The sequence below is a fragment of the Halomonas sp. 1513 genome (genome assembly GCA_001971685.1).
Taxonomy (GTDB): Bacteria; Pseudomonadota; Gammaproteobacteria; order Pseudomonadales; family Halomonadaceae; genus Franzmannia.
Genome location: CP019326.1, coordinates 891,823 through 906,106 on the forward strand (window position 1 = coordinate 891,823; position 14,284 = coordinate 906,106).

13 protein-coding genes and 1 pseudogene are annotated in these 14,284 nt (G+C 66.8%); 6 read left to right on the top strand and 8 right to left on the bottom strand.

The annotated features are described in order from the left end of the window. Positions 1–6: 6 nt before the first annotated feature. From BWR19_04105 to BWR19_04140, 8 genes and pseudogenes are all read right to left on the bottom strand, one after another. Positions 7–918 carry a transporter gene (locus BWR19_04105; GenBank protein ID APX92189.1) on the bottom strand — a complete coding sequence of 304 codons (912 nt, stop codon included), beginning with the start codon at positions 916–918 and terminating at the stop codon, positions 7–9. Then, positions 912–2,672, bottom strand: coding sequence for a long-chain-fatty-acid--CoA ligase (locus BWR19_04110; GenBank protein ID APX92190.1), 1,761 nt, complete (start codon positions 2,670–2,672; stop codon positions 912–914). Before BWR19_04110 ends, BWR19_04105 begins: the two co-directional genes overlap by 7 nt. A 64-nt stretch (positions 2,673–2,736) precedes the next feature. Next, positions 2,737–4,473, bottom strand: a complete 1,737-nt coding sequence (locus BWR19_04115; protein APX92191.1) for an endonuclease — start codon at positions 4,471–4,473, stop codon at positions 2,737–2,739. Then, the gene (locus BWR19_04120) at positions 4,470–4,826 is read right to left on the bottom strand and encodes a branched-chain amino acid ABC transporter (protein APX92192.1); all 357 of its coding nucleotides are present in this window, start codon (positions 4,824–4,826) and stop codon (positions 4,470–4,472) included. Before BWR19_04120 ends, BWR19_04115 begins: the two co-directional genes overlap by 4 nt. Further along, positions 4,819–5,550, bottom strand: coding sequence for a branched-chain amino acid transporter AzlC (locus tag BWR19_04125; GenBank protein APX92193.1), 732 nt, complete (start codon positions 5,548–5,550; stop codon positions 4,819–4,821). Before BWR19_04125 ends, BWR19_04120 begins: the two co-directional genes overlap by 8 nt. 122 nt (positions 5,551–5,672) lie before the next feature. Continuing rightward, positions 5,673–6,530 (bottom strand): dienelactone hydrolase, encoded by an 858-nt coding sequence (locus BWR19_04130; protein APX92194.1) that lies wholly within the window; start codon positions 6,528–6,530, stop codon positions 5,673–5,675. Positions 6,531–7,350: 820 nt separating this feature from the next. Continuing rightward, a complete protein-coding gene (locus tag BWR19_04135; protein APX92195.1) occupies positions 7,351–7,710 on the bottom strand; it encodes a hypothetical protein in 360 nt (119 codons plus the stop codon). Between the two features lie 93 nt (positions 7,711–7,803). Then, positions 7,804–8,367: pseudogene (locus BWR19_04140) on the bottom strand (hypothetical protein). Between the two features lie 184 nt (positions 8,368–8,551). Between BWR19_04140 and BWR19_04145 the strand changes: the two are divergent. From BWR19_04145 to BWR19_04170, 6 genes are all read left to right on the top strand, one after another. Beyond that, positions 8,552–10,195, top strand: a complete 1,644-nt coding sequence (locus BWR19_04145; protein ID APX92196.1) for a hypothetical protein — start codon at positions 8,552–8,554, stop codon at positions 10,193–10,195. Between the two features lie 188 nt (positions 10,196–10,383). Further along, positions 10,384–10,587 carry a cold-shock protein gene (locus BWR19_04150; protein APX92197.1) on the top strand — a complete coding sequence of 68 codons (204 nt, stop codon included), beginning with the start codon at positions 10,384–10,386 and terminating at the stop codon, positions 10,585–10,587. Between the two features lie 223 nt (positions 10,588–10,810). After that, positions 10,811–12,586 carry an SLC13 family permease gene (locus BWR19_04155; protein ID APX92198.1) on the top strand — a complete coding sequence of 592 codons (1,776 nt, stop codon included), beginning with the start codon at positions 10,811–10,813 and terminating at the stop codon, positions 12,584–12,586. A 79-nt stretch (positions 12,587–12,665) separates the two neighbouring features. After that, positions 12,666–13,352, top strand: a complete 687-nt coding sequence (locus BWR19_04160) for a carboxylesterase (GenBank protein ID APX92199.1) — start codon at positions 12,666–12,668, stop codon at positions 13,350–13,352. A gap of 6 nt (positions 13,353–13,358) precedes the next feature. Then, positions 13,359–14,006 (top strand): SAM-dependent methyltransferase, encoded by a 648-nt coding sequence (locus BWR19_04165; protein ID APX92200.1) that lies wholly within the window; start codon positions 13,359–13,361, stop codon positions 14,004–14,006. Positions 14,007–14,059: 53 nt separating this feature from the next. Then, positions 14,060–14,284, top strand: a complete 225-nt coding sequence (locus BWR19_04170; GenBank protein APX92201.1) for a hypothetical protein — start codon at positions 14,060–14,062, stop codon at positions 14,282–14,284.

Genomic DNA, 14,284 nt, shown 5'->3' on the forward strand with positions numbered 1-14,284 from the left:
GGCGCCTCAGGCTCTGTCCGGAGCGGCGGTTTCCACCTTCGCCTGGTCGCGGGCGAGCTCCTCGCGCAGGCTGCGCCGACGGTAGTAGAAGGTCACGAAGGTGGAGGTGATGACGATGAACAGCGAGTACATCACCGGGATCAGCAGCATCTGCTGCTGGGTCTCGCCGGCGAACGAGAGGGTGACGATCAGCACCGCCAGCGGCCCGTTCTGGATGCCGGTCTCCAGCGACACGGTGCGGGCCTTGAGCGGGTTGAGCCGGGCGGCACGGCTGAACCAGTAGCCGATGACGAAGCCGCACAGGCCAAGCCCGATGGCCGCCAGGTAGACCTCAGGGCCGGTGGTCATCAGCAGCTGCCAGTTACGCGGCACCCAGGTCGCGATCAGGAACACGATCACTACCACGCCGAGGATGCCGCCCATCAGCTCGGTGCAGGCGCCGAGGTTGGCATTGCGTCGGCGCAGCCACATGCCGAGCAGGGTGGGCAGCAGCAGCACGCCGAGCACCGCGATGATATTGCCCGAGGGGATGCGGAAGGCGGCGTCGATGCCGCTGGTGTACAAGGCCAGTACCAGCGGCACCATGACCACCGCCAGCAGGGTCGAGCAGACCGTCATCAGGATGGAGAGCCCGAGCAGGCTCCTCGAGAAGTAGGCGAAGATGTTGGAGGTGGTGCCGCCGGGCACGCAGCCCATCAGGATCAGGCTGACCGCCTGGATGGGCGGTAGCTGCAGGGCGCGGCCGATCAGGAAGGCGAGCAGCGGCATGAACAAGTATTGGGAGGCGAAGCCGATGCCGATCGCCTGGGGATGGCGCATGGCGATGCGGAAGTCCTTGAAGGTCAGCGACGACCCCATGCCGAGCATGATCACGGCCATCATGATGGCCAGCAGGGTCTCCTCGATTGGGCTCAGCATGCGCGGCTCCCGGCGGTTGCGGTGTCTGGATGCGCCTTGAGGTAGTCGGCGCGCAGGTCCTTGCGCAGCACCTTGCCGATGGGGCTCTTGGGCAGGTCGTCGATGAATTCGACCTGCTTGGGCACCTTGTAGCGGGCCAGGTGCTGTCGACAGTGGGCCTTCACCGTGTCGTGGTCGAGCTCGCCGCGGGTGACGATATAGGCGCGCACGGCCTCGCCGCTGTCAGGGTCGGGGACGCCGATCACCCCCACCTCGTGGACGGCGTCGAGCAGGGCGATGCAGTCCTCCACTTCGTTGGGGTAGACGTTGAAGCCGCTGACCAGGATCAGGTCCTTCTTGCGGTCGACGATGCGCAGGTAGCCGTCCTCGTCCATGTCGGCGACATCCCCGGTATGCAGCCAGCCGTCGCGCAGCGCCTCCGCGGTCGCTTCGGGCTGCTGCCAGTAGCCCTGCATCACCTGGGGCCCGCGAGCGATGAGCTCTCCCGGTTCGCCCGGGGACACCGGCTTCCCGGCGTCATCGACCAGGCGGATCTCGGTGCCAGGCACCGGGATGCCGATGCTGCCCGGCTTGCGGGTCCCGACCAGCGGGTTGAAGCTGATCACCGGCGAGCTTTCGGTGAGGCCGTAGCCCTCCACCAGGGGGGTGCCGGTGACCGTCTCCCAGCGCTCGGCCACGGCGGCATGCAGGGCCGTTCCGCCGGCCGCCGCGGCGCGCAGCCGACGCGGCGGGTAGTGGGTGAACCACTCCTCGTTGAGCAGGGCATTGAAGAGGGTGTTGACCCCGCTGATCCAGCTGATCGGGTAGTTCTCGATCGCCCGCTGCAGGTTCTGGATCGGCCGCGGGTTGGGCACCAGGACGTTGTGGGCGCCGTGCTTGAAGAAGGCGAGCAGGTTCACCGAGAAGGCGAAGACATGGTAGAGCGGCAGGGCGGTGAGCACGCACTCCTCGCCGTCGCTGATGTGCGAGCCGGCCATGGCCTCGATCTGCGCCACGTTGGCGAGCAGGTTGCCGTGGCTGAGCATGGCGCCCTTGGCGACGCCGGTGGTGCCGCCGGTGTACTGCAGCGCGGCGAGGCTCTCCGGCCCCAGGTCGCGCCAGTAGTCGGCGACCTCGATTCCCCGCGTCTGGCGCAGTTGCCTGCCTTCGGCCAGCGCCTGGCCAAGCGGCGCCGCCGCCACGCGGCAGGGGGGGATCACCCGGTTCCAGTACCTGAGCACCGCCTTGACCACCTGGCGTACCACCGGCGGGAAGCCCTGGGCGAGGCTGGTCGTCACCACCTGGCGGATGGCGGTATGCGGTAGCACCTCGGGCAGCTTGTCGACGAACATATCGACGATCACCAGCGCCTCGGCGCCGCTATCGGCGAACTGCTGGGTCATCTCCGGGGCGGTATAGAGCGGGTTGGTGTTCACCAGCACGCAGCCGGCCTTGAGGATGCCGAACACCACCATCGGGTAGCTCAGGCAGTTGGGCAACTGCACCGCCACGCGGCTGCCGGGCGAAAGCCCCAGCCCCTCGCGCAGGTAGACCGCAAAGGCGTCGGAAGCCTCGTCGACCTGGGCATAGCTGAGCGCACCGTTCATGCCGTTGGGCATGCAGCTGGTGAAGGCCTTCTGAGCGGCGAAGCGCTCGGCGCTGGCGTTGATCAACGCGGCCAGGTTGGGATACTCCGGGGCCGGAAGCTCGGCCGGGATGGCACCGTAGTGGTTGACCCAGGGGCGGTCTTCGGCAGCGACCTGCGGTGACTCCATGGGGCTCCTCGCTGAGCGGAATATTGTTGTAGTTTCTACTTCCCTTATTAGCGGTAAATGACCGCTATTGCACCCCCTTTCGCATCGCCTCCAGGGATAGATCCACCACGATCGGGTCATGGTCCGAGGAACGAAAGGGGTCGGGGCGGAAGTGGGGTGCCGCATTGTCCGGGCCATCGTAGCCGAGGAAAGGCGGCTCGTCGGCGTTGATCTGCCACGGCCGAACCTCGGCGCTGGCCGCGGCCAGTTCGGGGCTGGCCAGGGCATGGTCGAGGTAGCCCGACTCGCCGCGGAACACATAGCTATAGCGGTGCTCCGGGGGGAGCTCCCGGGCCAGCAGATCGACCAAGCCGGCATCGCTCAGGACGCGGATCGGGTCCTCGGCGCCGTAGGCGTTGAGGTCGCCGATCAGCAGCAGGCGCGAGTGCCCCTCGGCGGCAGCGAGTCGCTCGAGGAAAGCGCTCATGGCCTGGGCCTGGGCCACCCGACGCTCATTCCAGCAGCCCTGGCCGCGGTCGATATCGCCCCGCGCCGGGCAGCCGGTCTTGGCCTTGAAGTGGGCGGTGGCCACGCCAAAGGCCGGGCCGCCTTCCCGGCTGCGGAAGAAGGCCGCCAGCGGCGGACGGTGGTGTGCCGGGTGATCATCGGCGTATAGCTCGCTCACGGCCTCGACCCGATCCGGGCGGTAGAGCAGCGCGACCTTGATGGCGTCAGAGCCGCGGTCGGCGCTCCCACCGACGGCGCGATAGCGCACCCCGGTGCGCTCACTGAGCTGCTCGACCAGGTCTTGCAGGGCAGCGGGGGCGTTCTCGACCTCCACCAGGGCCAGGATGTCCGCCTCGAGGCCGGCCACCGCGGCGCCCAGCTTGGCTCGCTGGCGCTCCAGTGCGGCGGCGTTGGCGGCGCCGCGCTGGCCGAGGGTGGTGAAGTAGTTCTCGACGTTGAAGGTGGCCACCCGGAGCCGCTCGCCCGGCTCGTCGAGCGGCCCCGGGCGCGGATTGGCCTCCGTGAAGCGCGGCTCACGGGTCGGGTGCAGGCGGTGGGCGTCGAAGGCGTAGGTGAGCACCCCGGTGAGCCCCTCGACGCGGCTGCCGACGCGGCGCGTGCCGTCGTCGTTGAGGTAGGGGATCGGGCTCGGCATGGCGCGGTAGCTGCCGTCGTCGAGCATCAGCACGGCGCGCGTCTGGTCCGTGTCGGGCGCATTGGTGGGCCGGAACAGGCGCTCGTGGGCCAGCCTCAGGCTGCCGTAGCGGCCTAGCTCATAGTTACCGGTGACGATGAGCGTCTGGGGGAAGGTCACCAGCCGTCCTTCCAGTCGCGCCAGGGTTTCCTCATCGAGGGGCCAGGTCAGCGCATGCGGTTCGGGCAGCGGGGTGCGGCCACACACGTCGACTCGCTCGACCCGCTGTAGCTGGACCTGGCCGCGATGCTCGCCGGTTCGCGCGTGGAGCTGGACGTGCGTGCCTGGGACGATACGCTCGGCGTCATCCGCGCTGGCCGCCGGCATGTAGACGAATAACCCCACCGGGTCCTGTGCGGTCACCTGCTGCAGGTAGAACCCGTTGAGCCTGTCGCGGCCCAGGAAGGCGCCGGTGACTACGCCTTCGGCGATCACCTCGCGGCCGGCGGGTAGCGGCGGTCGTTGATCTTGGCCCTTGATGGCGGCCAGGTCGGTGTCGGACGCGATGGGGCAGCTGGCCGCCGCCGGTGCCGCCGTCAGCAGCAGGCCCAGCAGCAGGACCGCTAGCCCGGCCAGGGCAGGGCGCGTGGCGTTGCGGCGGGGCGGTAGGGGAGCGGTCATGGGGTAGGGGAGGCCAGGGCCGCCAGCATCACCACGGCGCCATAGGCGGCGACGCCTGCAGCGATCGGCCAGCCGAGCGAACGTAGCCGGTACCACACCACCAGGGTCGCGAACATGCCGATGGCAGTGGCGAGCCAGGCGCTGGCGCCGTTGGTGGCAGGGACCAGCGAAACCCCGAGTACTGCGGCGATCATCATGGGGCCGAGGATGCCGAGCCATTGGGGCATGGCGTCTAGGCGCTCGTCACCGTCCAAGCGTGCCAGGCGCCGCCGCATCCACAGCAGCGGCAGCAGTCGCATGAGGAAGGTTCCAGCCGCCGAGCCCAGCACGGCCAACCACAGGGCGCTACTCATGGCGGTCTCCTGGTGCGGGCAGGTGGCGTCTCACCGTGTAAAAGCACAGGGCGCCACAGGCGGCGGCCAACGGAATCGCCGCGTTGGTCAGCCCCGCTACGGTAAGCAGCAAGGCCACGACGATACTGCTGCATAGGGCCAGCGCCCAGCGCCTCGAGGTGAAGCGCGGCGCCACCAGTACCAGGAACAGGGCGGGGAGCGCGAAGGGCATGACCTCACCGAGTAGCGGCCAGCGGCGGGTCAGCTCCTCGCCTGCCACGGCGCCCAGCGCAGTGCCGCCGATCCAACTGAACCAGGCCAGCAGGGCAACGCCGGTAAACCAGCCGAGGCGCCGGCTGGCCGGCATCTGCGGCAGGCGGGCGTGGGCCAGGGCGAAGACCTGATCGGTGAGGCCGTGCATCAGCCAGGGCCAGGCGCGGCTGGTGGTCAGCCAGGGGGCGATATTGGGGGCATAGACCACGTGGCGTGCATTGATCAGCAGCGTCATGGCCACCACCAGCCACAGCGGCGATCCGGCGGCGACCATGCCGACAAACAGGAACTGCGAGGCACCGGCATACAGCAGCGTAGAGATGATCACCGCCTCCCAGGTGCTGAAACCGGCCTGGGTGGCGATCAACCCGAAGGAGATCGCCACCGGCACATAGCCGCCGAGCAGCGGGGTGGCCTCGCGCAGGCCGGTCAGCCAGGCGCGGGAGGATGGGGCGGTGGCTTGCAGGCTCATGGGCCGGGCTCCTGATAATAGGCGGTGGTGAGCAGCAGCGTGGCCCAGGTGACTCCTTTTGATTAGCGTTTTATAAAAGTGGCCTTAGCCTGTCAAATCGTTTCCTGGCGCTCTAGGTCGCTTCAGTCGTTCAGGGTGCGATCCAGCAGCAACAGGGTGGACTGCCAGGAGACGGCGTCGGCGATGGGGTCATAGCCCAGCGGCAAGCCGAACTCTTCTCCGGCAGCATCGGCGCCCGGGTTGGTAAAGCTATGGGTGGCGTCGTGGTAGTTGATCACCTCGATCTCGGCACCGGTGGCGGCCAGGGCGCTGGCCATGGCCTCGAGGTCGTCCCGGGAGACCATCGGGTCGGCGGCGCCGTTGTGGATCTGCACGACGCCGTCGAAGTCGGCCGGCGTGTCGACGGCCTGTGTCGGGCTGCCGTGATAGCTGACTACCGCCTCCAGCGGCATGCCCGCCAGCGCCATGTTCATCACCACACTGCCGCCGAAGCAGTAGCCGATCGCCGCCATGCCGCCGTCGGCCACGGCGGGGTGCTCGCGCAGCTGTGCCATGGCGGCTTCTAGGCGGTTGCGCGCCCCCGGCCAGTTCTGCATGACCTGGGAGGAGAACTCACCGGCCTGGTCGGGGTGGTCGGCGGTCTGGCCGCCGCCGTACATATCGACCGCAAGCGCCACGAAGCCAAGTGCGGCGAGCTGGTCGGCGCGATGCTTGACGTAGTCGTTGAGACCCCACCATTCGTGCACGATCAGCACCGCGGGGCGGGGGGTGGTATCGCTGGCGCTGCGGGCCAGATAGCCGTGGTAGGTTTCGCCGTCGGCACTGTATTCGAAGCGCTCGCCTTCCACCTGGGGGCCCCAGGTCAATGCAGACTCGCCATCACGGAGAGTGTCGGGGGAGGCGATATCGGTGTCGGCGAGGGCAGGGCCGGCCGCTAGTCCCGCGGCCAGGCCGAGGGAGAGAAGGAGTCGCTTGGCCATGGTGGTTCGTCCTGTGTCGAAGGAAGGTTGCCTGCTGCCTTATCACCATAGCTGGCTGCGGGCGATCAGGCATGAGCGGGGTTTCATCAGTAGAAGTGCGTTGCAGTGTACAAGATTTTTGTTATTTCTTGTACTGCTTATGTGATACCTCTTTCTTCAAGATTACATTTTTTGCTTTAAAAACATATAAATATATTGTTTTTGGAGCGAGGTGGGATGAGGCGAGTGTATAAAAAGCGGTGAAATACTTGTACATCCAGGTTTGGTTGTCTATGGTTAAGTCAGCTCCCGCGCAACGGATCGCGTGGATTGCCAGGACGCTCAGGCCAGGATGGCCTACTGGACAGGGACGGCTCTCACGACAGGATGTCATGATCGCCAAGGAGTCCACCGAGCCCCGACACCCCTGCTACTTGCCCCCTCCCTCAGGGGGCATTTTTTTGCTGACCGGGGGCCGGGAAATGATGCGCGCAGCATAACCTGAGTTAGCGTATCGAGGGGGGAAGACTGAGATGGTGGAGGTTGGAGGCGTGTCTCGATATCCAAAGTCGGGTCAGGCCCTGGCCCAACCGGCGAGCGTGTAGCGCTCAGGCATTACGGTTGGCTATTTCACCATCTGTACATTCGCTGTGCAGGGAGGTGCGATGTGCTGAAGTTCCTTGCGGGTGCGGCAAGTGTGAGCTTCCTGATGGGCATGATCGCGATGTTGATTTTCGTGCTGACAGGTTTGTAGGGGCTCGACGGCCCTGACACATGTAAAACATGACGAAACCCCCGGTCAATGGCCGGGGGTTTCGTCTTGTTAGGCTAGGTGGCGTGGCTAGAGCGACACGAAGGGCAGCAGCGACAGGGTCAGGACCGCCGCGGCGGCCAGGGTCAGGGCGATCACCTGCAGCGGCCGCTCGCGCAGGCGCTGACACAGGCTGAGCGGCTCGCCGCGAGCCTCACGCTCGGCCAGGTCCTGCTGCATGCGCTCGGCGAGGCGCGCCTGGTAGGCGTCGAGTGCGGCGCGCGCTTCGGGCAGTTGAGACTCGTCGCGTAGCCAGATCGCGGCCACCGAGAGCTTCCAGCGGCCTGCACTGGTCTCGTAGACATCGAAGCCGCCCTCGTCGAGCAGTTGCCGCACCTCGGCGGCTTCCTCCTCGGGCACGCCGCCGAGCCGGAACAGCAGTACCGCCATTGGCTACCTCGCCGCCTGGTAGTGGATATCGAGTGCCTGATCGAGGCTGCCGCCGCGGGTGTCGATGCTATTGGCCAGCGTGGCGACCTGGCCGCAGCTGATATAGTCCGACTCGGCGAGCCACTGCGGATCGGGGTAGTAGGCGAACAGGTAGTGGTCTTCCTTGATGTTATCGATCAGCGGCCGGGCGATCTCCTGGCGCACCGCCGGGCAGCCGAAGCTGCGCCCCAGGCGGCCGTTCTCGGCAATGAACTGCTCGCTGACGTAGTCGGCGCCGTGGACCACGATGGCGCGTTGGTAGGCCAGATCGTTGACCCCGGCCTCGAGTCCCTCGAGGCGCATGGAGTAGCCGTTGGCACCATAGTAGCTATTCAAGGTACGAAACAGCCCCAGGCTCGACTGATGGCTCTCGGGGGTGTTGGAGAACCATTCGGCCTGCTCGTCGCCGCTGCCTCGGCCGTGGGAGACCAGCTCCTCGAACAGCAGTCGCTCGTTCTTGAGGTCGAAGACCCACAGCCGCGGCTGGTTGGCACTGCGTGAGAAATCGATCACCGCCAGGCGCTCGGCGTCGGGGTCGGCGCACTGCACGGCGCTGGCGGCGAGGCGCAGCACCTGAGGCTCGGCCGCGGGAGCCAGGCGCTGCAGGCTGTCGGCGAGTAGTACATGGGCCTGGGCGGATACGGGCAGGATAAGCGCCAGGGCGAGCCCGGCGACGGGGAGGCGTGAGGCGATTGGCATTGTTATGACGTCTCCGGCGCAACAGAATGAACCAATAAACGGCGCTATTATGAACAGAATAGGTGGCATCAGCCAAACCAGGGACGGTACAGGGGAGCGTCAGATGAGGACAGTGGGGCAGTGGCGCCGCGTGCGCGCGTGGCTCGTGGCCGGGCTGGGGCTGTATGTTGCCCTGCTGGCGGCGCCCGGCGTGGCCGGACAAGCGCTGGCGCCGGCCATCGAGTCGCAGCTGGCCACCAGCGGCTCGCGGGATGCCGATCTCGCCGCGTTCTATCGTAGCCGGGCGCACCATGCGCTATGGCAGTCGCCCGAGCGGGTCGCGGCGCTGAGGGATGCCGTCGCCACCCTAGAGGACGACGGACTCTCGCCGGGCGATTACCTGCCCGATGATCTCGTCGCGCGCCGCGCCGCGCTCGGCGAGGACGAGTCGGCACATGTGCGCTTCGAGCTGGACGCCACCCGGGGCCTGCTCAAGGCGATGCGCCATCTGGCCCGCGGCAAGACCGACCCGCGGCGCCTGGAAGAGGACTGGAGCATTGCGCTGGCCGGCTACACGCCGGACTGGGCGGCGCTGTCGCAGCAGCTCGACGCCGGCGATATCGAGGCGGCGCTCGACCAGGCGCGTCCCGATGGCAGCTTCTACCAGGCGCTGCGCGACGGGCTCTCGCACTACCGCAGCGTGGCCGCCAGCGGCGGCTGGCCGACGCTGCCCGAGCGCAGTGAGTCGCTGCGCGAGGGCGACCGGCATCCCGATGTGGCGCTGCTGCGCCAGCGCCTGGCGGTGGAGCGCGATCCGGCAAGCCTGCCGGCCGACGCCGACTACTATCCGCGGGTCGAGCTGGATGCCGGGGCGGACGCCGGCGACGATGCCGAGCGCTTCGATGCCGAGCTGGCCCGCGAGGTGCGCTTCTTCCAGCGCCGCCACCTGCTCGAGCCGGATGCGGTGGTCGGGCGCCACACCCGCCAGGCGCTCAATGTGCCGGTGGAGGCGCGCGTCGACCAGCTGCGCGTCAACCTCGAGCGCGCCCGCTGGCTGCTGCACGACCTGCCGGCCGCCTACGTGCTGGTCGACATCGCCGGCTACGAGCTGCATCACGTGCGCGAGCATGGCGACGACTGGCGCACGCGAATCGTGGTCGGCCAGCCGTATCGCGAAACGCCGTCGATTCGCTCCGCGATCACCCACCTGACCTTCAATCCGACCTGGACGATTCCGCCGACGATCTTCCGCGAGGACAAACTGCCGCGGATCCGCGACGACCTCGGCTATCTCGAGGAAGCCAACCTGCGCGTGCTGGCGCCGAGCGGCGAGGAGCTCGACCCCGCCGAGGTCGACTGGGACAACCCCGGCGGTGTGATGCTGCGCCAGGCGGCGGGGGGCGACAACCCGCTCGGCAACCTGGTGATCCGCTTTCCCAACGACCACGCCATCTACCTGCATGACACCCCGGCCCGAGGGCTCTTCAACCGTGCCCAGCGCGCCGCCAGCTCGGGCTGCATTCGCGTCGAGCACGTCGAGGAGCTGGCGCGCCAGCTCCTCGACGACAGCCAGCGCTGGAGCGCCGCCGACGTCCGTGAGCGGATCGAAATGGAGCGCACCGGCAACGTCTCGCTGGCCAATCGGGTGCCGGTGATCCTCAGCTACTGGACCGCGAGCCCCGACGAATTTGGTGGCATCGCCTTCCGGCCCGACATCTACGGCCGCGATGCCGCGGTGCGGCGTGCGCTGGACGCCCCGGCGGGTTAGCGAAAAATATGTTTGACTCGCGGCGGAGAAGCGCGCATGCTGTTTTGGCAGTTGGTTAGCAAGTTGTATATCGTCAGTAGAAATCGAACGTTGTCAGAATCAATTTCGGTCGCCTGGTGTATCTCCTTGTCTTACCCACTCGATACGGGTAATTCCCGCAACATCATCAAGCATTAGGAAATTGAAAAATGGCAACTGGTACCGTTAAGTGGTTCAACGACACCAAAGGTTTCGGCTTCATCTCTCCGGACGATAACGGCGACGACCTGTTCGCGCACTTCTCCGAAATTCAAGCTGACGGCTTCAAAACCCTGCAAGACGGTCAGAAGGTCTCCTTCGACGTCACCCAGGGCAAGAAAGGCCTTCAGGCTTCCAACATCAAAGTCATCTAATCGCTGACATTTGATGTGTCCCTTGCGAGGGACAATACAAGGCCCGCCATGTGCGGGCCTTGTGCGTTTCTGGGCCTTCTCCGCATTGGCCCGATCTTCCTCCCCGGTTCCCTCTCTTCTTTTTTAATTCTATTTTCGAATAGATAAATTTCTACAAATAACTTTTAGCTATAAAGATTGGCCGTCACAATGGCAGCGTTATTCTCTTGCCAATGGACTGCCGATGTCGCCCGATGCCTGGCTTGCAATGACCGTCGTAGCGGCGGTGTTTCCCCTGATGGCCTTTACCCGCCTGGGCCCGGACATGGTGCTGCTGGGTGCCGTGGTACTGCTGCTGACCCTGGGCGTGATCGATACCAACCAGGCGCTGGGTGGCTTCTCCAACAGCGGCCTGTTCACCGTGGCTTTCATGTACGTGCTGGTCACGGCGATTCGCCAGACCGGTGGCATCGACCTGATCATCCGCGTGGTGCTGGGTCGGCCGACGAGCGAGCGCGGCGCCCTGGCGCGACTGCTGCTGCCGGTGGCGAGCATGAGTGGTTTCCTCAACAATACCCCGGTGGTAGCGACCTACATCCCCGCGGTGATCAGCTGGTCGCGCCGGCTGGGCATGCCCAGCCACCGCTTTCTGATGCCGTTGAGTTTCGCCTCGATCCTCGGCGGCACCGTGACGCTGTTCGGCACCAGTACCAACCTGGTGGTGCACGGCATGCTCACCAGTCGCTATCCGGAACTCTCCATGGGCCTGTTCGATATCGCCTGGGTCGGCGTGCCGGTGGCGGTGGTAGGGCTGGTCTATCTATGGTGGTTGGCGCCGCGCCTGCTGCCGGACCGCCGCGGCCTGGCCCAGGCGTTCGACAACCCCCGCGAGTTTACCATCGAGATGGAAGTCGACGCCAAGGGACCGCTGGTCGACAAGAGCGTCGAGGAGGCCGGCCTGCGCCATCTGCAGGAGCTGTTTCTGGTCGAGATCGAGCGCGCGGGCAATATCGTCAGCGTGGTGGGGCCGGGCGAGAAGCTCAAGGGCGGCGACCGGCTGGTATTTGCCGGCACCTCGGCGGCGGCGGTGGAGCTGCAGCAGATCCGCGGCCTGATTCCTTCGCGCCAGGGCGAGTCGAGCCTGAGCAAGGACTTCAAGGAGCGCCGGCTGGTGGAGGCGGTGGTGTCCGACCAGTGCCAGTTCGTTGGCCAGCGTATCCGCGACGGCCACTTCCGCACCCTCTACGGCGCCGCGGTGCTGGCGGTGTGCCGCAACGGCGAGCGGGTCGCCGGCAACCTGGGCCAGATCCGCTTGCAGCCCGCCGATGTGCTGCTGCTCGAGGCGCGTCCGCCGTTTATCGAGCGCCACCGCCAGTCGCGGGACTTCCTGCTGATCAGCCAGGTCAACGGCGCGGCGCGGCCGGTGCACGAGAAGGCCTGGCTGGCCTGGGCGATCCTGCTCGGCGTGGTGGCGCTGGCCTCCTTCGGCGCCATGAGCATGCTCAATGCGGCCATGCTGGGCGCTGCGCTGGCGGTGATCACCGGCTGCTGCAGCATCGGCGCCGCCAAGCGCGGCCTGGATACCCAGGTGCTGCTGACTATCGCCGCCTCCTTCGGCCTGGGTGCGGCGCTGGAGAGCAGCGGAGCGGCAGCCTATCTTGCCGGCGGCGCACTGGGCCTGGCCGACGGCAATCCGCTGTTGCTGCTGATCGGTACCTACGTGCTGGTGGCGCTGTTGACCGAGCTGGTCACCAACAACGCCGCGGCGGTGATTACCTTCCCCATCGTGCTGGCCAGCGCCGAGAGCCTGGGCGTCAACCCGATGCCGTTCGTGGTGGCGGTGATGTTTGCCGCCTCGGCGAGCTTCCTGACCCCGATCGGCTACCAGACCAACCTGATGGTCTACGGGCCCGGCGGCTATCGCTTCGGGGACTTCCTGCGCGTGGGCGGGCTGCTCAACCTGCTGGTGGCGGTGGTAGCGCTGGTGCTGATCCCGCTGATCTGGCCGTTTAGCGGCTGAGCCGACGCCCGCCATCTCGCCGCTCGCGGCGCTTTAGGGTAGGGTGGAGGTTTTGCCAATCAGGGAACCCGATCCCACCATGAGTGACGCGACCTCCAACGGCCCCGGCGAGCTAGTCATCGAGCCGTCGAGCGGCCAACCTGCCAATGCCTGCGTGATCCTGCTGCACGGCCTGGGCGCCGACGGCAATGACTTCAAGCCGCTGGTGCCGGCGCTCAATCTGCCGAGTTCTCTTGCGGTGCGCTTCGTGCTGCCGCATGCGCCGCGTATGCCGGTCACCGTCAACGGTGGCATGCAGATGCCGGCCTGGTACGACATCCTCGAGATGAACCTCGGGCGTCGCGTCGACGAGGCACAGCTGCGCGCCTCGGCGGCACGCGTGCATCGGCTGATAGACGCCGAGATCGCGGCCGGCATCGACAGCCGCCGGATCATCATTGCCGGCTTCTCCCAGGGCGGCGCGGTGGCCTACGAGGCGGCCTTGAGCTATCCCAAGCCGCTGGGTGGCCTGCTGGCGTTGTCGACCTACTTCGCCACCGCTGACAGCATCACACCCAGTGAGGCCAACCGCGAGCTGGTGATCGAAGCCCATCACGGCAGCATGGATCCGGTGGTGCCGGAAAGCCTGGGCAAGGAGGGCGCCGAGCGCGCCCGCGCCATGGGCTATCCGGTCAACTTCCGGCGCTACCCCATGCCGCATTCGCTGTGTCCGCAGCAGGTCGCCGATATCGGCCCCTGGCTGGCGGCACGCCTGGCCCAGGAGTGAGCCGCGATGGATACCCTCGACCCAATGGCAGCCCCCGGGCCCGACCCACGTCTGTCGAGTCCCGCAGCGCTGCGCAACCGCGAACCGATTCTCACGGTGCTGCGCGACTGGCTGCCGCCCCAGGGCCGTGTACTGGAGGTCGCCAGCGGCAGCGGCGAGCATGCGCTGCACTTCGCCACCGCGCTGCCGCACCTGAGCTGGCAGCCCAGCGACCCTAGCGCTACCGCCCGCGCCTCGATCGAGGCGTGGCGCGTCGAGCAGGGGCCCGCCAACCTGCTGGCACCGCTGGCGCTGGACGTAAGCCAGCGGCCCTGGCCGGTGCCGGACTTCAATGCGCTGGTGGCCATCAACCTGCTGCATATCTCGCCCTGGGCGGTGAGCGAGGCGCTATTCGCCGAGGCCGGCGAGCGCCTGCCGGAGGGCGGCATGGTCTATCTGTATGGCCCCTTCATGCGCGACGGCGAGCACACCGCCGAGAGCAACGCCGCCTTCGATGCCGACCTGCGTCAGCGCAACCCCGAATGGGGCATTCGCGAGCTGGAGTCCATACTGGCGCTGGCCGAGCGTCACGCCTTGGGGGTAGTGGCGGTGGAAGAGATGCCGGCGAATAACCTCAGCGTGGTGCTGCGCGTCGAGCCGGCCAGCGGGGCTTGAACTCGGCGCTGCTGCCCCAAGTCTATTTTATAGGTCATCAAGGAGGAGTGAGTATGCACGATCTGTCAAAAGACATCCGCCTACCCGACGGCTGCCCCAACTGCGGCAGCCACCGTGCGCGTGTCTCGCAAGTCGGAAACCCCGATGACAAGGTATTCTGCGCATCCTGCAATACCGTGATCGGCCTGCGCGCAGACGTCATGGAACGCGTCATCAAGGCCTCTCCCAGTGAGGCCGAGCAACTGATCGAGAAAGCCGCCAACAACAAACCCTCCTGA